18 protein-coding genes are annotated in these 24,328 nt (G+C 54.4%); 4 read left to right on the forward strand and 14 right to left on the reverse strand.

Annotated features, from left to right (window positions below; translation table 11 throughout):
* Positions 1 to 23: 23 nt before the first annotated feature.
* The 7 genes from P346_RS16040 to P346_RS16010 all read right to left on the reverse strand — a co-directional run bounded on the left by P346_RS16040 (position 24) and on the right by P346_RS16010 (position 8,911).
* A complete protein-coding gene (locus P346_RS16040; RefSeq protein ID WP_032658198.1) occupies positions 24 to 2,288 on the reverse strand; it encodes a ComEC family protein in 2,265 nt (754 codons plus the stop codon).
* 214 nt (positions 2,289 to 2,502) lie between these two features.
* Positions 2,503 to 2,790 (reverse strand): integration host factor subunit beta, encoded by a 288-nt coding sequence (gene ihfB, locus P346_RS16035; protein ID WP_008499965.1) that lies wholly within the window; start codon positions 2,788 to 2,790, stop codon positions 2,503 to 2,505.
* Between the two features lie 170 nt (positions 2,791 to 2,960).
* The gene (gene rpsA / locus P346_RS16030) at positions 2,961 to 4,634 is read right to left on the reverse strand and encodes a 30S ribosomal protein S1 (RefSeq protein ID WP_014169387.1); all 1,674 of its coding nucleotides are present in this window, start codon (positions 4,632 to 4,634) and stop codon (positions 2,961 to 2,963) included.
* Between the two features lie 111 nt (positions 4,635 to 4,745).
* Entirely contained in the window at positions 4,746 to 5,429 is a 684-nt protein-coding gene (gene cmk, locus P346_RS16025; RefSeq protein WP_032658199.1) for a (d)CMP kinase, read from the reverse strand.
* 185 nt (positions 5,430 to 5,614) lie between these two features.
* Positions 5,615 to 6,898, reverse strand: coding sequence for a 3-phosphoshikimate 1-carboxyvinyltransferase (aroA, locus tag P346_RS16020; RefSeq protein WP_032658201.1), 1,284 nt, complete (start codon positions 6,896 to 6,898; stop codon positions 5,615 to 5,617).
* Between the two features lie 69 nt (positions 6,899 to 6,967).
* A complete protein-coding gene (serC, locus tag P346_RS16015; RefSeq protein ID WP_029739497.1) occupies positions 6,968 to 8,056 on the reverse strand; it encodes a 3-phosphoserine/phosphohydroxythreonine transaminase in 1,089 nt (362 codons plus the stop codon).
* Between the two features lie 162 nt (positions 8,057 to 8,218).
* Positions 8,219 to 8,911 carry a DUF421 domain-containing protein gene (locus P346_RS16010; RefSeq protein WP_023310994.1) on the reverse strand — a complete coding sequence of 231 codons (693 nt, stop codon included), beginning with the start codon at positions 8,909 to 8,911 and terminating at the stop codon, positions 8,219 to 8,221.
* 127 nt (positions 8,912 to 9,038) lie between these two features.
* Here P346_RS16010 and ycaO point away from each other — a divergent pair, with 127 nt between their 5' ends.
* The 4 genes from ycaO to pflA all read left to right on the forward strand — a co-directional run bounded on the left by ycaO (position 9,039) and on the right by pflA (position 15,341).
* Positions 9,039 to 10,799: a 30S ribosomal protein S12 methylthiotransferase accessory factor YcaO gene (gene ycaO, locus P346_RS16005; protein WP_032658203.1), complete on the forward strand. Its 1,761-nt coding sequence runs from the start codon at positions 9,039 to 9,041 to the stop codon at positions 10,797 to 10,799.
* Positions 10,800 to 11,205: 406 nt separating this feature from the next.
* Complete coding sequence (gene focA, locus P346_RS16000) at positions 11,206 to 12,063, forward strand: formate transporter FocA (RefSeq protein WP_008499974.1); 858 nt, start codon at positions 11,206 to 11,208, stop codon at positions 12,061 to 12,063.
* A 51-nt stretch (positions 12,064 to 12,114) separates the two neighbouring features.
* Positions 12,115 to 14,397, forward strand: coding sequence for a formate C-acetyltransferase (gene pflB / locus P346_RS15995; RefSeq protein WP_029739495.1), 2,283 nt, complete (start codon positions 12,115 to 12,117; stop codon positions 14,395 to 14,397).
* A 203-nt stretch (positions 14,398 to 14,600) separates the two neighbouring features.
* Entirely contained in the window at positions 14,601 to 15,341 is a 741-nt protein-coding gene (gene pflA, locus P346_RS15990) for a pyruvate formate lyase 1-activating protein (protein WP_010429226.1), read from the forward strand.
* A gap of 36 nt (positions 15,342 to 15,377) precedes the next feature.
* Here the strand turns inward: pflA and P346_RS15985 are convergent, their stop codons facing one another.
* The 7 genes from P346_RS15985 to rarA all read right to left on the reverse strand — a co-directional run bounded on the left by P346_RS15985 (position 15,378) and on the right by rarA (position 24,325).
* Positions 15,378 to 15,899 carry an anti-virulence regulator CigR family protein gene (locus tag P346_RS15985; RefSeq protein WP_032658205.1) on the reverse strand — a complete coding sequence of 174 codons (522 nt, stop codon included), beginning with the start codon at positions 15,897 to 15,899 and terminating at the stop codon, positions 15,378 to 15,380.
* Positions 15,900 to 16,022: 123 nt separating this feature from the next.
* Positions 16,023 to 17,171: an MFS transporter gene (locus P346_RS15980; protein WP_032658206.1), complete on the reverse strand. Its 1,149-nt coding sequence runs from the start codon at positions 17,169 to 17,171 to the stop codon at positions 16,023 to 16,025.
* A 275-nt stretch (positions 17,172 to 17,446) separates the two neighbouring features.
* A complete protein-coding gene (locus P346_RS15975; RefSeq protein WP_032658207.1) occupies positions 17,447 to 18,310 on the reverse strand; it encodes a dimethyl sulfoxide reductase anchor subunit family protein in 864 nt (287 codons plus the stop codon).
* 1 nt (position 18,311) lies between these two features.
* A complete protein-coding gene (locus P346_RS15970) occupies positions 18,312 to 18,929 on the reverse strand; it encodes a DMSO/selenate family reductase complex B subunit (RefSeq protein WP_032658209.1) in 618 nt (205 codons plus the stop codon).
* A 10-nt stretch (positions 18,930 to 18,939) separates the two neighbouring features.
* Positions 18,940 to 21,384, reverse strand: coding sequence for a dimethylsulfoxide reductase subunit A (gene dmsA, locus P346_RS15965; RefSeq protein WP_032658211.1), 2,445 nt, complete (start codon positions 21,382 to 21,384; stop codon positions 18,940 to 18,942).
* A gap of 212 nt (positions 21,385 to 21,596) precedes the next feature.
* Entirely contained in the window at positions 21,597 to 22,889 is a 1,293-nt protein-coding gene (serS, locus tag P346_RS15960) for a serine--tRNA ligase (protein WP_008499983.1), read from the reverse strand.
* Positions 22,890 to 22,981: 92 nt separating this feature from the next.
* Complete coding sequence (rarA, locus tag P346_RS15955; protein WP_032658212.1) at positions 22,982 to 24,325, reverse strand: replication-associated recombination protein RarA; 1,344 nt, start codon at positions 24,323 to 24,325, stop codon at positions 22,982 to 22,984.
* Positions 24,326 to 24,328 lie beyond the last annotated feature (3 nt).

The following is a 24,328-nucleotide window of genomic DNA, read 5'->3' on the forward strand; positions in this document are numbered from 1 at the left end:
ATTCGTTGAAATAGCCGCATATTCTACCCGTTATCGACGGGCTCGCCAAACCACTGATGATACCAAACGGGTAAAAATTGCTCTCGCAAGCGCCGCATTTGCCAGTGATGTTGCGAGAATGTCACCGATATTTGTCCAGAATGGGGGGTATCGTGCCAGATGTACCCCTCTTTTCGATAGCGTCGAACAACTTTGGCCGACGGGAATCGCCATGCGTTATAGCGGGCCGCGGAATCCAGGGCGATCTGACCTTCCACCCGCTGCACCAGCGGCAATGAAGACGAAGTATTGCTGCCATGATGGGGCACCTGTATGAGCGTGGACGTCAGATAACGCCAGTAATGGCTAAGCATAGCCTGTTCCGCTTGCGCTTCAATGTCCCCTGTTAGCAGCACACTCTGCTCGCCGTCGTCCACCTTTACCACGCAGGAACGGTTATTTCCCTGAGCCGGGTAATTTTCGGGGGGCCAGTGGACGGTTAAGGAGAGTCCCTGCCATTTCCATCTCTGCCCGCGAAAACAGGGCCGATGTCCCGCCTGGCGCAATGGGCTTCTTACCCATACGTCCGGCCACGCTTTTTGCAACGATGCGAGTCCTCCCGCATGGTCGAGGTGTTCATGACTGAGAATAACGCCTTCAGGACGCAGGTGATGCCAGCGAAGCCAGGGGATAATTAACCGCTGCGCGCTATCCCCGCCCGGCCAGGCAAGCCCGGTATCATAGAGAATGGCTTTCCCCTGCCGTTCAACAACCATCGCCAGCCCCTGCCCTACATCCAGCATATGCAGCGTCCAGCTCTCGTTTTTTTCCGTTCTCCAGAGAGGAAATGTGAGTAAAACACTTCCTGCAAGACAAACGGCAGGAAGGGTTTTCCAGGCACGAAAGCGCCAGCCGATGATGATAAGCCAGGGCAGTAATGTCATGTACTGCCAGCGTTGGTCGACATTCTGCCAGCCGTCAGGCAGGCGCATGAGGAGCCAGAACAGCCCCGCAAGTGACTTATTGGCTGCGAACCAGACGACGCTTTCCGGTGCCGCCAGCGGTAACAGGTGAAGGAGCATGCCGAGCAGGATCAGCGGCACGGAGACAAACGTCACCAGGGGAACGGCAAAGAGATTTGCGACCAGGGAGGAGATGCTGAAGCCGTGGAAAATCAGAACCTGTAGCGGCATCAGCAGCATCAGCATGCCGACCTGCAGATAGATCAGGTTCAGCAGCGGCCGTATTCGTCGTGCCCGGTGCCAACCAGGAAGAGGCAGCCACTGAAACCAGAAAATCAGCGCGGCGACAGCAAATGCAGACAAGAGCAGACTCTGCGAGAGTATGGCTAAGGGATCGCTTATCAGGATCGCCGCGATACAGCATACCCATACCTGCCAGGGAGACCATTGCCGGGCAGCGATCCGCAACATTGCAAGCACAGCAAGCGCAATGACCGTTCGTAGCGCAGGAGGCTGCAGACCGGTAAGCCAGGCGTAGAAAGCGGCAAAGCATAACCCGGCCAGGAGAGGCATTTGCCAGTGGATCCGGTGGCTGGGTAATAAAAACTGAAGCCCACGCGCGAGTAACCATGCGAGGGATGCCGCCAGCGCGATATGCAGTCCCGAAATCGCCATCAGATGCAGCGTCCCGGTTTCACGCATCAGGTCTTTTATTTCCCGGGGCACATCCAGACGTTCACCCATTCCCAGTCCGAGGATAACCGCCCCCCATCGGTAAGCCGAAAGTCGGTTTTGCAGTGACATCAGGTATTGCGCTCGCAGGCTGCAGCGTCCATCAACGAGTTCAGCACGGGTGAAGCGCCCGCTCAGCGTTTGGTGCCGGGCAAAAGCGCTGCGCTGAGAATCATATCCGCCGTCGTTCAGTTCGCCGTGGGCAGGCCTGAGCCTGAGCGTCATGCTCCAGCGCTGACCGGCACACGCTTTCTGTAGCAGATAATTGCCATACAGCGTTACGCCGGTTGAAGCCCACCAGCGCTGGCCATCGACGCTGAGAATGTTTCCCTGATGCTGAGTTGCGCCATCTGTGGCGGTGATCTCCACCTCAGCCTGCACAGCCCCCGTGGTTAAATGCTGCATCGGCCAGACGCTCTCCTTCGCAGCCAGAATACCCCACACGCAACATAACAGCGTGATACCCGCATACTTCAGTTGTACGTTTCGCCGTGCGGCCAGCACGACCCCGCCAACAATCATTATCCACACGGTATGACGTGATGGCAGTTCAGGTAACCAGAGTAACGGGGCTATTGCCAGAATGACGCAGACGCTAAGAGCGGGAATTCCCATTGCTACCTCCCTGTATCAGAGGGGCAGTATGTAAGCAGGCAGAGCGAATTGTCAGATGGGAAGAATGCGTTTTACAGCGCGCGCTGTGCTGTTTTTATCGGCTTGCAGAAAACGAAACGGAAAATGCGGGGCACCTTCAGAATGAAAGCGACAGAGACAAAAAAAGCACCCGCAGGTGCTTTCTTTCGAACCCAGTTTAACCGGCTGGCTAAACTCAGTTGCCGTAAATATTGGCGCGATCGCGCAGTTCTTTACCCGGCTTAAAGTGTGGAACGTACTTACCTTCCAGCTCGACTTTATCGCCAGTTTTCGGGTTACGCCCGGTACGTGGAGCACGATAGTGCAGAGAAAAACTACCGAAACCGCGGATTTCAATGCGCTCGCCCTGGGCAAGAGTGGAGGCCATATGCTCCAGCATCTCTTTTACGGCATCTTCCACTGCCTTGGCAGGGATATGCGGTTGCTGACTGGCAAGTCTTTCAATCAATTCTGACTTGGTCATGATTCCTCCGGTTCCTTTCAAACCATTTAGCTGAACAGCTCATTAAACAAGGGCGGCCGTAGCCGCCCTTTGTTATTGATTACAGGACGAATCCTGCAATCTGTCAAGTTTGCTCCTCATCCTTCACGCTGTAAATGCGTTACAGCGCAAATGATGCTGAGAACCTGATATTACTCGCCTTTAGCTGCTTTGAAAGCTTCAGCCATTGCGTTGTTAGAGAAGTTTGCATCTTCCTGTTTGTTAACAGTTGCGATTGCATCTTTCTCATCAGCTTCGTCTTTAGCACGAACAGACAGGCTGATTGCACGGTTCTTACGGTCAACACCGGTGAACTTAGCTTCAACGTCGTCGCCTACGTTCAGAACCAGAGTGGCATCTTCAACGCGGTCACGTGAAGCTTCAGAAGCGCGCAGGTAACCTTCAACGCCGTCAGCCAGTTCTACGGTTGCGCCTTTAGCGTCAACTGCAGTCACTTTACCGTTTACGATTGCGCCTTTCTTGTTCAGTGCAACCCAGTTGTTGAACGGATCTTCTGCGAGCTGTTTAACGCCCAGGGAGATACGCTCACGCTCTGCGTCAACCTGCAGAACAACTGCAGCGATTTCGTCGCCTTTTTTGTATTCACGAACTGCTTCTTCGCCTGCAACGTTCCAGGAGATGTCAGACAGGTGAACCAGGCCATCGATGCCGCCGTCCAGGCCGATGAAGATACCGAAGTCAGTGATAGACTTGATTTTACCTTCAACACGGTCACCCTTGTTGTGGGTTTCCGCGAACTGCTGCCATGGGTTGTTTTTGCACTGTTTCAGGCCCAGGGAGATACGACGACGTTCTTCGTCGATATCCAGAACCATTACTTCCACTACATCACCAACGTTAACAACTTTGGATGGGTGGATGTTTTTGTTGGTCCAGTCCATTTCGGAAACGTGTACCAGACCTTCAACGCCTTCTTCGATTTCAACGAAGCAGCCGTAGTCAGTCAGGTTGGTTACGCGACCAGTCAGTTTAGTACCTTCTGGGTAACGCTTAGCGATAGCTACCCATGGATCTTCGCCCAGCTGTTTCAGGCCGAGGGATACACGAGTACGCTCGCGGTCGAACTTCAGCACTTTAACAGTGATTTCGTCGCCCACGTTCACGATTTCGCTTGGGTGCTTAACGCGTTTCCACGCCATGTCGGTGATGTGCAGCAGGCCATCAACGCCGCCCAGGTCAACGAATGCGCCGTAGTCAGTGAGGTTCTTAACGATACCTTTGACTTCCATGCCTTCCTGCAGGTTTTCCAGCAGCTGATCGCGTTCTGCGCTGTTTTCGGATTCGATAACGGCACGACGGGAAACAACAACGTTGTTACGCTTCTGGTCCAGCTTGATTACTTTGAACTCAAGCTCTTTGCCTTCCAGGTGCAGAGTGTCACGAACTGGACGAACGTCTACCAGAGAACCTGGCAGGAACGCACGAATACCATTCAGCTCAACAGTGAAGCCACCTTTAACTTTGCCGTTGATAACACCGACCACAGTTTCAGCTTCTTCGTAAGCTTTTTCCAGCGTGATCCATGCTTCGTGACGTTTAGCTTTCTCACGAGAAAGCAGGGTTTCACCGAAGCCGTCTTCTACTGCGTCCAGAGCAACGTCAACTTCGTCACCTACCTGGATTTCCAGCTCGCCCTGGGCGTTTTTGAACTGCTCTGCCGGAATGGCGGACTCAGATTTCAGACCGGCGTCAACCAGTACTACGTCTTTGTCGATAGCAACAACAACACCGCGAACGATGGAACCCGGGCGGGTTTCGATTGTTTTTAAGGATTCTTCAAACAGTTGAGCAAAAGATTCAGTCATGTTTAATCTTCAGGTTAATATTAACGTCCACCTGGCTCCGTGCCGGATGGGGTTGTTTCACATACCCGCCGTCAATCCATTGCAGCGGGGGTACTACTAAATCGGTCGCGATTACGCGAGTGCCAGTTTTTGGCGCGCATATTGTAGCGCTTTTTCAATCACTTGCTCAATAGTTAAACTGGTTGAATCCAGAACTAATGCATCTTCTGCAGGAACAAGTGGGGCGACGGCGCGGTTACGATCGCGGTCATCGCGCTCTTTTATCTCGGATAAAAGGCGATCAAAGTTAACACTAAACCCCTTATCCTGCAACTGAAGCATGCGGCGTTGAGCACGTTCTTCCGAAGAGGCATCAAGGAAAATTTTCACTGGCGCATCAGGGAATACCACGGTTCCCATATCGCGTCCGTCAGCGATCAGCCCCGGTGCTTCACGGAACGCGCGCTGACGACGCAGCAGCGCCTCGCGAACGCGCGGGAACGCCGCGACCTGAGAGGCCGCATTAGCCACTTCCTGCGTACGGATTTCGCCGCTCACGTCTTCCCCTTCAAGGATGACTTCCAGGTTGCCATCGGTCGATACGAAACGCACATCCAGATGCGCGGCCAGCGGAACCAGCGCTTCTTCAGACGCGACATCCACATGGTGATGCAGCGCGGCCAGCGCCAGCACGCGATAGATTGCTCCCGAATCTAAAAGATGCCATTGCAATGCTTCCGCCATCGCTTTGCACAGAGTACCTTTCCCTGCGCCACTCGGCCCATCAATGGTGATTACCGGGGCAACTGCCGTCATCTTTTTCTCCTTAAATAAGGCATACCGTTTACATGAACGCCGCGCATTATACGCGCCAACGTGCGCAACTGTTACCTTTGCGTGCAAATTACGGAATGATTGAAGCAGAGTGTAGAAGAAATGAGCGGAGGTGTTCGTAATGAAGCGTAAGGAAATGCCGCATCGGGCGATGCGGCAATACGTTATCAGGCCAGCGTGCTAATGCGTGCCAGCTGTTCGAAGTAGTCCGGGAAGGTTTTCGCGGTACATTTCGGATCAAGAATCGTTACAGGCGTGTCTGACAGCGCCACCAGCGAGAAGCACATCGCCATGCGGTGATCGTTGTAGGTGCCGATTTCCGCAAACTGCAGTTTTGCCGGAGGGGTCACGCGAATGTAGTCTTCGCCCTCTTCCACCTCGGCACCGACTTTTCGCAGCTCGGTCGCCATCGCGAACAGGCGGTCCGTCTCTTTTACGCGCCAGTTGTAGATGTTACGCAGCGTGGTGGTGCCTTTGGCAAACAGCGCCGCCGTGGCAATGGTCATCGCCGCATCCGGAATATGGTTCATGTCCATGTCGATGGCGTTCAGCTCGCCGTGGGTACAGGAGATGAAGTCATCGCCCCACGTGACAATGGCGCCCATCTTTTCCAGCACGTCCGCAAAACGGATGTCGCCCTGTACGCTGTTACGGCCAATACCGGTCACTTTTACCGTGCCGCCTTTAATCGCACCCGCGGCCAGGAAGTAGGACGCGGATGACGCATCCCCTTCAACGAGATAGTTACCCGGAGACTGATACTGCTGCGCGCCGCGCACCACAAAGCGCTGATAAGACTGGTTTTCCACCTCAACGCCGAAGGTTTTCATCAGGTGCAGGGTGATATCAATGTACGGTTTGGAGACCAGTTCACCTTTAATGGTGATAACCGTATCCTGCGGTGCCAGCGGCGCGGTCATCAGCAGTGCCGTCAGGAACTGGCTGGAAACGCTGCCGTCAACCTCGACGTGACCGCCGGTAAAACCGCCGCGCAGACGCAGTGGCGGATAGTTTTCCTGCTCCAGATACTCAATCTGCGCGCCGCCCTGACGCAGGGCGTCCACCAGGTGACCAATCGGACGCTCTTTCATGCGCGGCTCGCCGGTCAGCACGATGTTGTTGCTACCCAGGCACAGGGCCGCCGCCAGCGGGCGCATCGCGGTACCCGCGTTGCCCAGAAATAGTTCAAGCTCTTCGCCCGAACGCAGCGCGCCGCCGTTGCCGGTCACTTCGCAGCGGGTACGATCGTCAGAGAGAGTGTAATGAACGCCCAACGCTTTCAGCGCATTGAGCATATGGCGCACGTCATCGCTGTCCAGCAGGTTTGTGAGGACGGTGGTGCCGTTTGCCAGAGCTGCCAGCAGCAGAGCGCGGTTCGAGACACTTTTTGAACCAGGCAGATTAATGGTGCCATCTACCCGCGCGATAGGTTGTAACGTCAGGGATTCCATGAAAACTAAACTCTCAACTCAACATAATAAAAACCCCGCAGGGACGCTGCGGGGGTGAAAAACAGCAAATTAACCGTGACGACGTTCGAAGTCGATCATGAAATCCGTCAGGGCTTTAACGCCTTCCAGCGGCATCGCGTTATAGATGGAGGCGCGCATGCCGCCAACGACACGGTGACCTTTGAGCGCATGCAGACCTGCCGCGAAGGACTCTTCCAGGAACACTTTGTCCAGGCTGCTGTCCGCCAGCTGGAACGGCACGTTCATGCGTGAACGGTTCGCTTTCGCCACATCGTTGCGGTAGAAATCGCTCTTGTCGATCACGCCGTACAGCAGCTCAGCTTTCTGCTGATTGACCTTGTCCATCTGCGCCACGCCGCCGTTTTGCTTCAGCCATTTGAAGACCAGGCCGGAGAGATACCAGGCAAACGTCGGTGGAGTGTTGAACATCGAATCGTTATCGTTCAGCACGGTGTAATCGAGAATCGACGGGCAGGATTTATGCGCTTTACCCAGCAGGTCTTCGCGCACGACGACGATAGTCAAACCGGCCGGGCCGATATTTTTCTGCGCGCCCGCATAGATAACGCCGTAGCGGCTGACATCAATTGGCGCAGACAGAATGGTGGAGGAGAAGTCGGCGGCAACCACGACATCGCTGCCGAAGTTTGGCGTCTCGTCGATGGCAATCCCGTCAATGGTTTCGTTCGGGCAGTAGTGCAGATACGCTGCGTTATCAGAAAGCTGCCACTCGCTCATTGGCTTCACGGCGCGCAGACCGTCAACGGTCACTTTGGCGTCGATAACATTCGGCGTGCAGTATTTATGCGCTTCTTTAACGGCGCTTGCCGCCCAGTAACCCGCATCAACGTAGTCAGCCGTCGTTTTGTCACCGAGAATATTCAGCGGAACGCCTGCAAACTGGCCGCGTCCACCGCCGTGACAGAACAATACTTTGTAGTTCGAGGGAATATTCAGCAGATCGCGAAAATCCTTTTCTGCCTCTTCCGCCACCTGAATAAACTCTTTACCACGGTGGCTGATTTCCATCACCGACGTACCGAGACCGTTCCAGTCACAGAGTTCCTGTTGAGCCTGTTTAAGCACGTCTGCCGGTAACATTGCCGGACCTGAACTGAAATTAAAGACTTGAGCCATTTCCCCTCACCACGCTAAAAGCCATAAGTTATAACTGTGGATATCGGTTTTATCATTCAGTGACACGCGCCGCAATGTCTAAAACTTATGACCCGTGAAATGTGCCCCGCGTCACACAAAACAATCTGCCGCCTCGCTAAGACAAAACCGACAAAATGGCTGTCAGGTAATACGTTTGGCCCGGCTAACCTTCGTCCATTCCGGATTTGCACAGCGGGGGCATAATTGACGATCCCCCGGCTGCATCGCGACAACATGGCTACATCTTACGCAAGCATACTCGCCGGATTCCGGTACCGTTCTGAAACGCTCAATGAGCATATCCGGCAGGATACACAGTCCCGGCTTCACCTCGTCGTCAGAATAGTAATAGACGCTGATCTGCCCGTTGGTTTCCATGATCGCCAGACGCACCTGCCCGAGCTGTTCAACGCTGTTCAGGCGAAGCTCCATAAAGAACTCAAACTCGGTCATATTGGCGCTTTGTACATTTTCCCAGGCCAGCTGTCCGTCCTCGACGATAACGACCGGCTTGCCTTCAAGCAGATCTTCCAGCTTTTCGCTTTTCGACATCAGCCACATGACAAGACGGTAAAGCAGCGCCAGTGAGACAAAAACGATAAACACCGGCACCATCGGCACATCGTCATAAAAGGCAACGTCCCCCGCCGCCGAGCCCAGCGTCAGGATGATCAACACCTCAAAGAGGGACATCTGCCGCACGCCGCGACGGCCGGTGATTTTAAGAAACAGGAAGACAAGTACGAAGGTATACAGGCTGCGCAGCGCCACTTCGCCCAGAAATTCAGGAGGAACTTTATCAAACGCCATCCGCTGGAGATCAAATGCTTTCATTTTTCTATGCCTTAACAGTCAGTTACTGCCACTAAGCATAGCCCAGCCTTTTATTTTCGCCGAAGATAGCACCCGTCACGCAAAACCCGTATCATTGCGCGCTTTACGTACGATAAAAGTGAACGCCATGACTCAAACGTTTATCCCCGGCAAAGACGCCGCTCTGGAAGATTCCATCGCTCGCTTCCAGCAGAAACTGACCGACCTGGGTTTTAACATCGAAGAAGCCTCCTGGCTCAATCCGGTGCCTCATGTCTGGTCCGTGCATATTCGCGATAAAGACTGTGCCCTGTGCTTTACCAACGGTAAAGGCGCGACAAAAAAAGCGGCACTGGCCTCTGCGCTGGGTGAGTATTTTGAGCGTCTGTCCACCAACTATTTCTTCGCTGACTTCTGGCTGGGCGAGACCATCGCCAACGGCCCGTTCGTTCACTATCCAAATGAAAAATGGTTCCCGCTGACCGAAGACGACGAGCTGCCGGAAGGTATTCTCGACGCGCGCCTGCGTGCCTTCTACGATCCAGACAGCGAACTGACCGCCAGCATGCTGATCGATCTGCAGTCCGGTAACGAGGATCGCGGTATCTGCGCCCTGCCGTTCACCCGTCAGTCTGACGAGCAGACCGTCTATATCCCGATGAACATCGTTGGCAACCTGTATGTGTCCAACGGTATGTCCGCCGGTAACACCCGCAATGAAGCGCGCGTGCAGGGTCTGTCTGAAGTCTTTGAACGCCACATTAAAAACCGCATCATCGCTGAATCCATCAGCCTGCCAGAAATTCCGGCAGACGTGCTGGCGCGCTACCCGGGCGTAGTGGAGTCCATCGCTAAGCTGGAAGCAGAAGGTTTCCCAATCTTTGCCTATGACGGCTCGCTGGGCGGCAAGTATCCGGTTATCTGCGTGGTGCTGTTTAACCCGGCCAACGGCACCTGCTTCGCCTCCTTCGGCGCGCACCCTGACTTCGGCGTCGCGCTGGAGCGTACCGTTACCGAGCTGCTGCAGGGCCGCAGCCTGAAAGATCTCGACGTCTTCACTCCGCCAACGTTTGACGATGAAGAAGTGGCCGAGCATACCAACCTTGAAACCCACTTCATCGACTCCAGCGGTTTAATTTCCTGGGATATGTTCAAGCAGGACGCCGACTATCCGTTCGTGGACTGGAGCTTTGCCGGTACCACGGAAGAAGAGTTCGCCACGCTGATGGCGATCTTCAACGCGGAAGATCAGGAAGTTTACATTGCCGACTACGAACATCTTGGCGTCTACGCGTGCCGCATTATTGTTCCGGGCATGTCCGACATCTACCCGGCTGAAGATCTGTGGCTGGCGAATAACAGCATGGGCGCGCACCTGCGCGAAACGCTGCTGGCTCTGCCGGGCAGCGAGTGGGAGAAAGAAGATTATCTGAACCTGATCGCCCAGCTGGACGAAGAAGGCCACGATGACTTTACCCGCGTACGCGAACTGCTGGGCCTGGCGACCGGTAAAGACAACGGCTGGTATACCCTGCGTATCGGTGAGCTGAAAGCGATGCTGGCCCTGGCGGGTGGCGATTTGGATCAGGCCCTGGCCTGGACCGAGTGGACCATGGAATTCAACCAGTCGGTCTTCTCTGCCGAACGCACCAATTATTACCGCTGCCTGCAAACCCTGTTACTGCTGGCACAGGAAGACGATCGCGAGCCGCTGCAATACCTGAACGCTTTCGTGCGTATGTACGGTGCTGAGGCCGTAGAAGCAGCCAGCGCGGCCCTGAGCGGCGAAGCGCCGTTCTATGGTCTGCAGGCTGTTGATAGCGATCTGAAAGCCTTCCCGGCGCATCAGTCGCTGCTGAAGGCCTACGAAAAGCTGCAGAAAGCAAAAGCCGCTTACTGGTCAAAATAAGCGCAGATAACATTACCAGCAGTAGGCGTATTCAATCGTCTGGGCTATATTACGGGGCAATTTCATTGCCCCGTTTTTTATTTTCTTCGGCAATGACTGTTGATTGTAATAATAAAGTTAAACATGGGTAAATATAATAATATTTACCTGGGCTTTACTGTTACTTTTTATGGTAAATACTCCATATTAATTAACTGCGTCAGGGGTGGCCGAACGAAAAAATTCAACTCTTTTCATAACTTTTAAAATTTATTTTTATACGGATAATCAATTACTTACTCCGCATTTGTTGTAAAACCATACACACTGCGGGCCTATAAGCCAGGCGAGATATGATCTATATCAATTTCTCTTCTATAATGCTTTGTTAGTATCTCGTCGCCGACTTAATAAAGAGAGAGTTAGTGTGAAAGCTGACAACCCTTTTGATCTTTTACTCCCTGCTGCGATGGCCAAAGTTGCCGAAGAAGCAGGTGTCTATAAAGCAACGAAACACCCGATGAAGACGTTCTATCTGGCGATCACGGCTGGTGTGTTCATCTCTATCGCTTTCGTCTTCTACATCACCGCCACCACCGGTACTGCCGGAATGCCTTTCGGCATGGCCAAACTGATTGGCGGCATTTGCTTCTCACTGGGTCTGATTCTCTGCGTCATCTGCGGCGCCGACCTCTTCACCTCAACGGTGCTGATTGTCGTGGCAAAGGCCAGCGGAAGAATTACCTGGGGTCAGCTGGCACGTAACTGGCTTAACGTCTACGTGGGTAACCTGGTTGGCTGTCTGCTCTTTGTTTTGTTGATGTGGCTTTCTGGCGAGTACATGACCGCCAACGGTGGCTGGGGCCTTAACGTCCTGCAAACCGCCGACCACAAAATGCACCACACATTTATCGAAGCCGTTGCTCTCGGCATCCTCGCTAACCTGATGGTCTGCCTGGCTGTATGGATGAGCTACTCGGGTCGTAGCCTGATGGACAAAGCCTTAATTATGGTTCTGCCGGTTGCGATGTTTGTTGCCAGCGGCTTTGAGCACAGTATCGCGAATATGTTCATGATCCCAATGGGCATTGTTATCCGCGACTTTGCGAGCCCGGAGTTCTGGACCGCAGTTGGTTCATCCCCGGAAAGTTTCTCTCACCTGACTATTATGAATTTCATTACTGATAACCTGATCCCTGTCACTATCGGGAACATTATCGGTGGGGGTCTGTTAGTTGGGTTGACATACTGGGTCATTTACCTGCGTGGCGACGATCATCATTGATGGTTTTCTCAGGCAGTAAATAAAAAATCCACTTAAGAAGGTAGGTGTTACATGTCCGAGCTTAATGAAAAGTTAGCCACAGCCTGGGAAGGTTTTGCGAAAGGTGACTGGCAGAATGAAGTAAACGTACGTGACTTCATTCAGAAAAACTATACCCCGTATGAAGGTGACGAATCCTTCCTGGCTGGCGCAACTGACGCGACCACCAAGCTGTGGGACAGCGTAATGGAAGGCGTTAAACTGGAAAACCGCACTCACGCGCCAGTTGATTTTGACACCTCCGTTGCTTCCACCATCACTTCTCACGATGCTGGCTACATCAACAAAGCCCTTGAGAAAATCGTTGGTCTGCAGACTGAAGCACCACTGAAACGCGCAATCATCCCGTTCGGTGGTATTAAAATGGTTGAAGGTTCATGCAAAGCGTATAACCGCGAGCTGGACCCAATGCTGAAAAAAATCTTCACCGAATACCGCAAAACCCACAACCAGGGTGTATTCGATGTTTACACCAAAGACATTCTGAACTGCCGTAAATCTGGCGTTCTGACTGGTCTGCCAGATGCGTATGGCCGTGGCCGTATCATCGGTGACTACCGTCGCGTTGCGCTGTACGGTATCGACTTCCTGATGAAAGACAAGTACGCGCAGTTTGTTTCCCTGCAGTCCGATCTGGAAAACGGCGTAAACCTGGAAGCGACTATCCGTCTGCGTGAAGAAATCGCTGAACAGCACCGCGCGCTGGGTCAGATCAAAGAGATGGCGGCGAAATATGGCTGCGATATCTCTGGTCCGGCTACCAACGCTCAGGAAGCTATCCAGTGGACCTACTTCGGCTACCTGGCCGCTGTTAAGTCTCAGAACGGTGCAGCAATGTCCTTCGGTCGCGTATCCACCTTCCTGGATGCGTACATCGAACGCGACATCAAAGCAGGCAAAATCACCGAGCAAGACGCTCAGGAAATGATTGACCACCTGGTCATGAAACTGCGTATGGTTCGCTTCCTGCGTACCCCTGAATACGATGAGCTGTTCTCTGGTGACCCAATCTGGGCAACAGAATCCATCGGTGGTATGGGCGTTGACGGCCGTACTCTGGTAACCAAAAACAGCTTCCGCTTCCTGAATACCCTGTACACCATGGGTCCTTCTCCGGAGCCGAACATCACCGTTCTGTGGTCTGAAAAACTGCCTCTGAACTTCAAGAAATTCGCCGCTAAAGTGTCCATCGATACCTCTTCTCTGCAGTACGAGAACGATGACCTGATGCGTCCGGACTTCAACAACGACGATTACGCTATCGCTTGCTGCGTAAGCCCAATGGTTGTTGGTAAACAAATGCAGTTCTTCGGTGCGCGTGCAAACCTGGCGAAAACCATGCTGTACGCAATCAACGGCGGCGTTGATGAAAAACTGAAAATGCAGGTTGGTCCTAAGTCTGAGCCGATCAAAGGCGACGTTCTGAACTTCGACGAAGTGATGGAGCGCATGGATCACTTCATGGACTGGCTGGCTAAACAGTACGTCACTGCGCTGAACGTTATCCACTACATGCACGACAAGTACAGCTACGAAGCCTCTCTGATGGCGCTGCACGACCGTGACGTTGTCCGCACCATGGCGTGTGGTATCGCTGGTCTGTCCGTTGCTGCTGACTCCCTGTCTGCAATCAAATATGCGAAAGTTAAACCAATTCGTGACGAAGACGGCCTGGCTGTAGACTTCGAAATCGAAGGCGAATATCCGCAGTTTGGTAACAACGACTCTCGCGTTGATGACATGGCGGTTGACCTGGTAGAACGTTTCATGAAGAAAATTCAGAAACTGACTACTTACCGTAACGCTATCCCGACTCAGTCTGTTCTGACCATCACCTCTAACGTTGTGTATGGTAAGAAAACCGGTAACACCCCAGACGGTCGTCGTGCTGGCGCGCCATTCGGCCCAGGTGCTAACCCAATGCACGGTCGTGACCAGAAAGGTGCGGTTGCCTCTCTGACCTCCGTTGCTAAACTGCCGTTTGCTTACGCGAAAGATGGTATCTCTTACACCTTCTCTATCGTGCCAAACGCGCTGGGTAAAGACGACGAAGTACGTAAAACTAACCTCGCGGGTCTGATGGATGGTTACTTCCACCACGAAGCGTCCATCGAAGGTGGTCAGCACCTGAACGTGAACGTCATGAACCGTGAAATGCTGCTCGACGCGATGGAACACCCTGAGAAATATCCTCAGCTGACCATCCGCGTATCTGGCTACGCAGTACGTTTTAACTCCCTGACTAAAGAACAGCAGCAGGACGTTATCACCCGTACTTTCACTCAGTCCATGTAAGTGGAATTGACTGAAATCATGCGTTAAAAAGCGTACAATAAAGGCTCCACGTCAGTGGGGCCTTTTTAGCACCCTCTCCACCTCAGTCTCTTTTGTCCGCTATCTATACTTAATGGATAACAGCCAAAACAGACTTAACACAGCCGGTTTTGAGCTGTGCATACACAGGCCCCGGACGGGCCGATGCTGGAGATATCACCGCAATGTCAATTATTGGTCGCATTCACTCCTTTGAATCCTGTGGCACCGTCGATGGCCCGGGTATCCGCTTCATCACCTTTTTCCAGGGCTGCCTGATGCGCTGCCTGTACTGCCATAACCGTGACACCTGGGATACCCATGGCGGTAAAGAAGTGACCGTTGAAGACTTGATGAAAGAGGTGGTGACCTACCGCCACTTTATGAACGCGTCCGGCGGCGGCGTCACCGCATCCGGCGGCGAGGCGATTCTTCAGGCGGAGTTTGTGCGCGACTGGTTCCGTGCCTGCCGCAAAGAAGGCATTCATACCTGCCTCGACACCAACGGCTTTGTACGCCGTTACGATCCGGTTATCGACGAGCTGCTTGAAGTGACCGATCTGGTGATGCTCGATCTCAAACAGATGAACGATGAGATCCACCAGAACCTGGTTGGCGTCTCAAACCACCGTACGCTGGAATTCGCCAAATACATCGCCGATAAAGGTATTAAAACCTGGATCCGCTACGTGGTTGTGCCCGGCTGGTCAGATGATGATGACTCCGCGCACCGCCTCGGGGAATTTACCCGCGACATGGGCAACGTCGAGAAAATCGAGCTTCTGCCCTATCACGAGCTGGGTAAACATAAATGGGTGGCGATGGGCGAAGAGTACAAACTTGATGGCGTGAAGCCGCCGAAAAAAGAGACGATGGAACGCGTCAAAGGTATTCTTGAACAGTACGGCCACAAGGTGATGTATTAAAGAAAAGGCCCGGTGAAAACCGGGCCTTTTTATATTCTATTTAAAGACGCCGTTAATAACGGACGTCACGATGGCTGTACTCAGCGCTATTAAGACCAGATCGTCTCCGACCACGCGCCATTCATAGCCCGGGTAGGAAGGAAGCTGGCCCAGCATTGAGGCCGGTACGGTTTTCTTCGCAATGCCCGGAGGCAACGGCTTACCGCGCGCCAGGTTTTTCGCGATACCCGGAGGCAGAGACTCATAGCCCGTTAAGCCATAATTCAGTGCCAGATGGCGGGCATGATCGAAGCTCACGCGAGCGTCGACATCGTTACCGACATCTTTACTGTTTTTAAAGCTCTTATCCGATTTTCCTGGGTTATCCTGACCGTTATTTTGCTTATTGCCATGGTTACCAGAACTCCCGTTACCATGATTGCCGCTATTACCTTGCCCGCCACCGTTTCCGTGACCACCGCCATTCCCGTTTCCAGGATTAGCCATGACCGGAGCCGTTGCAAACGTTAAAGACAACACTACGGCAAGTGCGGTAGTGGAAAAACGACGAATAGACATGATTGCTGCCTTATAGTGGTAGGACTCACATGAATTATCGCCCGGCGCAATAAACAAACAATAAGTAAAACTCTTAGTTGTGACAGGGACAAAAAAGCCTGTCATCGACAGGCTTTTAATTAATCAGGCATGAGCCACAGGCGTTGGGTGTTCGCCCACTTTGCGCAGCAGCATTAAGAGATAAATAAACGATACGCTGGCGATCATGATAAACAATAAATTATCAGAGTAATTCTGCATCAGCATCGCGGTAAACGTCGGCCCTAATAAGCTGCCGATGGTATAGCTCAGTAACAGCGCCTGGTTCATTGCCACCAGCTGGTGATGTTCAACTTTCTCACAGGCCCAGGCCATCGCGACCGGATAGAGCGTAAAGCCGGCGGCCCCGAGAATAAACAGCGCAGGCGCCATCGCGGCGTTGCTGAGCATAGCAAGGCATCCCATGATGACCACGAAAACCTGAACGCGCAGCACCAGCAGACGACCGAAGCGGTCCGCCAGACGGCCAATCGGCCACTGCCCGACGATCCCCGCACTCACCATGACCGCCATCCAGAAACCAATTCCGGAATCGCTGACGCCCTGATGATTCAGATAGAGCGGCATCAGGCCGTAGAGCGAGCCCAGCACAATCCCCGAGATAATGCAGCCGTTAACGCCCAGACGCGCCTGACGGAGTCTGAGCATTGGCCAGACGTGGGTCGCTTCCTGATGCTCGCTGTTCTGGTTCACAATGCGCGTGAAGAGCAGCGGCAGGATCGCGGCCAGCACCATGCCCGTGACCCACGGCAGAACGCTCATCAGGTCGGTTGGCAGCTTGCTGACCATCAGTTGACCCAGCACGGTGCCGACGTAATAAACCATCATATAGGCTGCCAGCAGGCGTCCGCGGTTGCGGGTGGTGCCGCTGCACATCAGCGCACTTTCAACCACCACCCAAATCATCGCGCAGCCTACGCCAGCGATAAAGCGCCATGCCATCCAGCTCCAGAAGCCGACCATCAGGCCCAGCCCTGCACACCCGGCGGCGAAAATCAGCGAAGCCAGATAATAGCTGCGATTAAAGCCAAAGCGCTTAATCAGGCTCCCGGTCACCAGCGTACCCAACAGGTTGCCGGTAAAAAAGGACGAGCTGACCATACCCACCTGCCAGGTCGGTAAGTTTTCATGGGCGAGCCACAGCGGGACGAGCGTATTTAACACTGCGATCGCCAGGGTCAACAGAAGCAGGCCACAGAGCAACAGAAGCACTGGCCGGGTATAGGTGGTCATGGATTAAAAACCGTGAGGAAGTTCAGATTTCGTGCGCATCATGCCACTGGCAAAAACAAAGTCAATCCACTGATTTAGCCGCCTCGCACAATATGTTCCCTGTCGATTTAAAAAACTTATCCTGCTAATGCCACGCCTGCTATAGATATTAATTATGTATCTGTTTTTATTTATTAATGGGCAAAATTAAAACAAAACGTCAGTCGAAAAATTTCATGATCGAAAAAAGAAAAAGCCGGGCACTCAGGCCCGGCTTGATATAACGAAATGCAACGCTAGCTGGCGATAGCCATACCTACGGTCATATGCAACCCGTAGAACACGCCGCGGCCAATCAGTTCCCCCGCCAGGACCAGCACAAAGGCCAGTGACAGCAGCAGCAGCGCGGGCTGATAACCTTTAAGCTGAGGCGCGATCCAGAATACCAACGCCGCGACCAGCAGAACGATGCGCCAGGCCATCAGAGAACCGTAGTCCGGCACCAGGGCAGAAGCCTGCTGGATAGAGCTGTGAATGGTTGCCAGTTCGGCACCCTGCATAAGGGCGACCACCGCACTCACCACCAGCGCCAGCAGCGAAACGGCTGGCAGCAAACGCATTGCCCAGCCGTCTACGCCCGCCACGCGCAGCAGCAGGTAGCCCAGCAGCGGCCCGCCGATAAACATCGTCAGGAAGAAGCTCATCGGCGTCCAGACGCTGTACCAGGTTGGAACGGTATCGATAGTGTTATACACACGCACCATCATCCACACGAACACCACGCCCAGTACCATGGTCACGATCAGCCACAGGCTGCGCAGACCCGCAGGCAATTTCTTCATCGCGGCCAGCAGCCAACCCAGCCCACCGACGGCAAAGAAAATTGCCCCGCTGGCAATCTCGTTACTAAGGGATGAGGCCCCCACGCGGTTCAGAGAGTTAAACGCGCGCATCGGCGAACCCAGGTGCAGCGTGGAGGCGATAAAACCAATCCCCATCAGCACCCACAGGCCAAACATGCTCAACACTAAACGCTGCTGCTGTTCGGCATTGAGGTTCCCTTTTAACAGCGCCAGCGCGAGCACGATAAAACCACCCGCAACGCACTGGCCAAAGACCGTGAAGATCATCAGCGGCCATTCATGCCATCCACTTCCCATCTCACACCTCCTTCGGATTTGCCAGGTAGCCGGTGGTGTCACCTGTAGGACGGCTGTTGGCGTTAGGTTTAATCACAATGCTCGGCTTCGTGAAGTGCGCAGACGGCAGCGGCGCAACGGCAGCAAGCTGACCGTGTTTTTTACGCAGCTCTTCAATAGGGCCGAAGTCCAGCGCGCGCAGCGGACAGGACTCAACGCAAATCGGCTTTTTGCCATCCGCCACGCGGGTGTGGCAACCGTCGCATTTGGTCATATGACCTTTGGCGGCGTTGTACTGAGGCGCGCCGTACGGGCACGCCATATGGCAGTACCGACAGCCGATGCAGACATCTTCGTCCACCACCACAAAGCCGTCTTCACGCTTGTGCATCGCCCCGCTCGGACAGACCTTGGTGCAGGCCGGATCTTCACAGTGGTTACAGGCAATCGACAGGTAATACGCAAAGACGTTCTGATGCCAGACGCCGTTATCTTCCTGCCAGTCGCCACCGGCGTATTCGTAAATACGGCGGAAGCTGACGTCAGGAGTCAGGTCTTTGTAATCTTTACAGGCCAGCTCGCAGGTTTTGCACCCGGTGCAACGGCTGGAATCAATAAAAAATCCATACTGGGTTGTCATCGGCTACTCCTTAAACCTTTTCAACCTGGACAAGGTTTGTGTGGGATGGGTTGCCCTTCGCCAGCGGCGACGGACGCTGCGTGGTCAGCACGTTAATACTGCCCGCCTGGTCGATGCGATTGGCATCAGGGCTGTACCAGGCCCCTTCTCCCAGCGCCACCACGCCAGGCATCATGCGCGGCGTCACTTTGGCTTCAATGTGCACCTCGCCGCGACCGTTGAAGATACGCACGCGATCGCCATTGCTGATGCCGCGTGCTTTGGCATCCATCGGGTTGATCCACATCTCCTGACGGCAGGCGGCCTTAAGTACGTCGACGTTGCCGTAGGTGGAGTGAACGCGCGCTTTGTAGTGGAAACCGGTCAGCTGCAGCGGGAATTTCGCCGTCAGCGGATCGTTGTAGTTCTCAAAACCCGGCGTGTAGATCGGCAGCGGATCGATAACGTCCCCTTCCGGCAGCTCCCAGGTCGACGCGATTTTTGCCAGCTCTTCGGAGTAGATTTCGATTTTGCCCGACGGCGTGGTTAGCGGGTTCGCCTGCGGATCTTCACGGAACGCTTTGTACGCCACGTGGTGCCCTTCCGGATCGCGCTGTTTGTACATACCCTGCTTGCGGAAGGTATCGAAATCAGGCAGGTCAGGGACCGCCTTACGGGAGAGTTCATGCAGATGGCGCATCCACCCTTCCTGTGTACGCCCCTCGGTAAACTGCTGCTCAACGCCAAGACGTTTCGCCAGCTCAGAGGTCATCTCATAAATGGTTTTGCACTCGAAGCGCGGTTTGATGGCCTGATCCGTAAAAATCACGTAGGACATGTTGCCGCAGGAGGCATCCAGCGCGAAATCTATCTGCTCAGAGGCGGTGCAGTCCGGCAGCAGGATATCGGCGTATTTCGCCGAGGAGGTCATGTGGCAGTCGATGACCACAATCATCTCGCACTTCTTGTCATCCTGCAGGATTTCATGGGTGCGGTTGATTTCGGAGTGCTGGTTGATGAGACAGTTACCGGCATAGTTCCAGATCATCTTGATCGGCACGTCCAGCTTGTCCTTGCCGCGCACGCCGTCGCGCAGGGCGGTCATTTCAGGACCACGTTCAATCGCATCGGTCCACATAAACATGGAGATGCTGGTCTGAACAGGGTTATCCAGCGTCGGCATACGTTCAAACGGCACTTCATACGAGCCTTCGCGCGCGCCGGTGTTACCGCCGTGAATACCGACGTTCCCGGTCAGAATGGAGAGCATGGAGATGGCACGGGTCGCGATTTCGCCGTTCGCATGGCGCTGCGGTCCCCAGCCCTGGCTGATGTAGGCCGGTTTGGCCGAGCCAATCTCACGCGCCAGCTGAACGATACGCTCGGCCGGAATACCGGTGATGGTGGACGCCCACTCTGGCGTTTTCGCCACGCCGTCGCTGCCCTGCCCGAGAATATACGCCTTGTAGTGACCGTTAGCAGGCGCGCTGGCTGGAAGGGTTTTCTCGTCATAGCCGACGCAGTATTTATCCAGGAAAGGCTGATCGACGAGGTTTTCGGTGATCATCACCCATGCCAGCGCTGACACCAATGCCGCATCGGTACCCGGACGGATTGGGATCCACTCGTCTTCACGTCCGGCGCCGGTGTCGGTATAGCGCGGATCGATGATGATCATGCGGGCATTGGATTTTGCGCGGGCCTGTTCGAGGTAGTAGGTCACCCCGCCGCCGCTCATGCGGGTTTCGCCCGGGTTGTTACCAAACAGCACGACCAGCTTACTGTTTTCGATATCAGACGGGCTGTTTCCGTCCGCCCAGCCGCCGTAGGTGTAGTTCAGACCAGCAGCAATCTGCGCCGATGAGTAGTCACCATAGTGATTGAGATAACCGCCGCAGCAGTTCATCAGGCGCGCCACCAGCGTTTTACCCGGTGGCCAGGAGCGGGTCAGCGTGCCGCCGAGCGTCCCGGTGCCGTAGTTCAGGTAGATGGATTCGTTGCCGTACTCTTTGATAAGGCGCTGCATATTTGTGGCGATGATGTCGTAGGCTTCATCCCAGCTAATGCGCTCGAACTTCCCTTCGCCACGCTTACCGACGCGCTTCATCGGATATTTCAGGCGGTCCGGATTATACACGCGACGACGCATGGAGCGGCCGCGCAGACAGGCACGAACCTGATGTAACCCTTCGTAGTTATCGTCCCCGGTATTGTCGGTTTCGACATATTTAATTTCGCCATCCACCACGTGCATACGCAGCGGACAACGGCTACCGCAGTTAACGGTACAGGCACTCCACACCACTTTTTCCGGAGCTGAAGCTGGGGATAATGCATCCACCGCTGAGGCCAGTCGGGTAAAAGGGAGCGTGAAGGCACTACTGGCTACGGCCAGGCCGCCTATTGCCGTGGTTTTCATCAACCCACGGCGAGTGACCTCGGCAGCCATTAATGCTTCAGGCGCGTTGATTTTCATAGAGACTCACTTTGGTTGCTCACAAAGAAAAGAGTGGCGGCGCAAACCGCTATGTAGTTTTATATACAACGAATTTTTACGTAATCAGCTTTTTATGCTGACTTTCATTCGGAGGAGTATTACTACTTTAGAGGGAGGGGGTATTGCGTCGTGTCAATTCAGCGGCATAAAAAAAGCGCCTAAAGGCGCTTTTTTTGTTGTGAGGCAAAGAATTAGCCGATGTACTGCTGGCCTTTCATGTACGGACGCAACACTTCAGGGATCTCAATACGACCGTCTGCCTGCTGATAGTTTTCCAGCACGGCAACCAGCGTACGGCCCACAGCCAGACCAGAACCGTTCAGGGTATGCACCAGACGGGTTTTCTTGTCAGATTTGCTGCGGCAGCGAGCCTGCATGCGGCGCGCCTGGAAATCCCAGACGTTAGAGCAGGAGGAGATTTCACGGTAGGTGTTCTGCGCAGGCACCCACACTTCCAGATCGAAGGTTTTGCAGGCGCCAAAGCCCATATCACCGGTGCACAGGGCCATACGACGGTACGGCAGGCCCAGCAGCTCCAGCACTTTCTCAGCGTGGCCGGTCATCTCTTCCAGCGCGTCCATGGACTCTTCAGGACGGACAATCTGCACCATCTCAACTTTATCGAACTGGTGCATACGGATCAGACCGCGCGTGTCGCGACCGTAAGAACCTGCTTCAGAACGGAAGCACGGAGAGTGTGCCGTCAGCTTAATTGGCAGGTCGTCTTCATCGATGATCTCATCACGCACGAGGTTAGTAAGCGGCACTTCAGCGGTTGGGATCAGCGCGTAGTTGCTGCTGTCGGCTTCCTCGTCCAGCGGACGGGTATGGAACAGATCGCCGGCAAATTTCGGCAACTGACCCGTACCGTAAAGCGTATCGTGGTTGACCAGATACGGCACGTAGGTTTCGCTGTAGCCATGCTGCTCGGTGTGCAGATCCAGCATGAACTGCGCCAGCGCGCGGTGCAGATGGGCAATCTGGCCTTTCATCACCACGAAGCGAGAGCCGGTCAGCTTAACCGCTGCCGCAAAGTCCAGGCCCGCGTGCATTTCGCCCAGCGTCACGTGATCGCGCACTTCGAAGTCAAACTCACGAGGCGTACCCCAGCGTTTCACTTCAACGTTGTCGTTTTCATCTTTCCCGACAGGCACGCTGTCGTCAGGAATGTTCGGGATAGCCAGGGCAATATCACGAATCTCGGCCTGAAGAACGTCCAGCTCAGCTTTCGCCTGATCGAGTTCTTCGCCCAGTTTGTTCACTTCCAGGCGTAATGGCTCAATATCTTCCCCGCGCGCTTTCGCCTGGCCGATGGATTTCGATCGAGAATTACGCTCTGCCTGCAGATTTTCAGTTTGTACCTGCAGAACTTTACGACGCTCTTCAAGAGCGCGCAGCTTATCTACATCCAGCTTAAAGCCCCGGCGTGCCAGTTTTTCAGCGACTGCGTCTGGCTCATTACGCAGCAGATTGGGATCGAGCATGCTTATCCTGTGCTTATCGAATTAAAATAGGAAAATGTGACCACAGCCTGCGGCCACAAGGATACTATGCCAACATTACCGCAACGATTGAACTAACGGTAGCGTTTTATAGGGCTATTTTGATCCTGTCCGGCGAGCCAGGTGAGCTTTTCACCAATCTTGCCTTCAAGACCTCTGTTTGTGGGGCGATAATAGCGCGTTTGTGCCATCTCCTGCGGGAAATATTCCTCCCCGGCAGCGTAGGCGTTGGGTTCATCATGAGCGTAACGATACTCCTGCCCGTAACCCATCTCTTTCATCAGTTTGGTCGGCGCGTTACGCAGATGAACCGGCACATCGTAGTCCGGGCGTTCGCGCGCGTCGGACATCGCCGCTTTGAAGGCGGTATAAACCGCATTGCTTTTCGGCGCGCAGGCCAGATAGACAATCGCCTGCGCAATGGCTCGTTCGCCTTCCGCGGGTCCAACGCGGGTGAAGCAGTCCCAGGCCGACAGCGCGACCTGCATGGCGCGAGGATCGGCATTGCCGACATCTTCTGACGCAATCGCCAGGCAGCGACGCGCGACATATAACGGATCGCCGCCCGCAGTGATAATGCGCGCGTACCAGTAAAGCGCCGCATCCGGCGCGCTGCCGCGCACGGACTTATGCAGCGCCGAGATCAGGTCGTAAAAACGGTCGCCTTTGTTATCGAAACGCGCGCTGCGTTCACCCGCAATTTCGGTGAGCAGCTCCTGCTTCAGCACCCGCTTCCCGGCATCGTCGATTTCGGCCATATCGGCCATCATTTCCAGCGTATTCAGCGCCCGACGCGCATCGCCGTTGACCAGCTCGGCAATCGCACGACGCGTGTCGTCAGGCAGAACGATATCCTGCCCGCCGTAGCCGCGCGCTTTGTCGTCCATCGCCTGGGTGAGAACCTTTTCAATATCCTCAGTGGTCAGCGATTTGAGCAGGTAAACGCGCGCGCGGGACAGCAGCGCCGAGTTCAGTTCAAACGACGGATTTTCGGTGGTCGCTCCGATGAAGAAGATCGTGCCGTCTTCAATATGCGGCAGGAAGGCATCCTGCTGGCTCTTGTTGAAGCGGTGGACTTCGTCCACGAAGAGGATGGTGCGCCGCCCGGCATTGCGGTTCTGCCGCGCACGCTCGATCGCCTCACGGATCTCCTTCACGCCGGAGGTGACCGCCGAAATGCGTTCAACGTCCGCGTTGGCATAGCGGGCGATCACTTCTGCAAGCGTGGTCTTGCCGGTGCCAGGGGGGCCCCAAAGGATCATGGAGTGAAGATGCCCGGCCTCAATGGCGCGCGGCAATGGCTTACCGGCAGCCAGCAGGTGCTGCTGGCCGATGTACTGCGCTAAATTTTCTGGCCGCATGCGAGCGGCCAGAGGTTGAAACGCGTTATCTGAAAAATCGAGCGACAGATTGCCCACTCA

Origin of the sequence: Enterobacter sp. DC1 (genome assembly GCF_000568075.1) — a bacterium.
Lineage (GTDB): Bacteria > Pseudomonadota > Gammaproteobacteria > Enterobacterales > Enterobacteriaceae > Enterobacter > Enterobacter asburiae.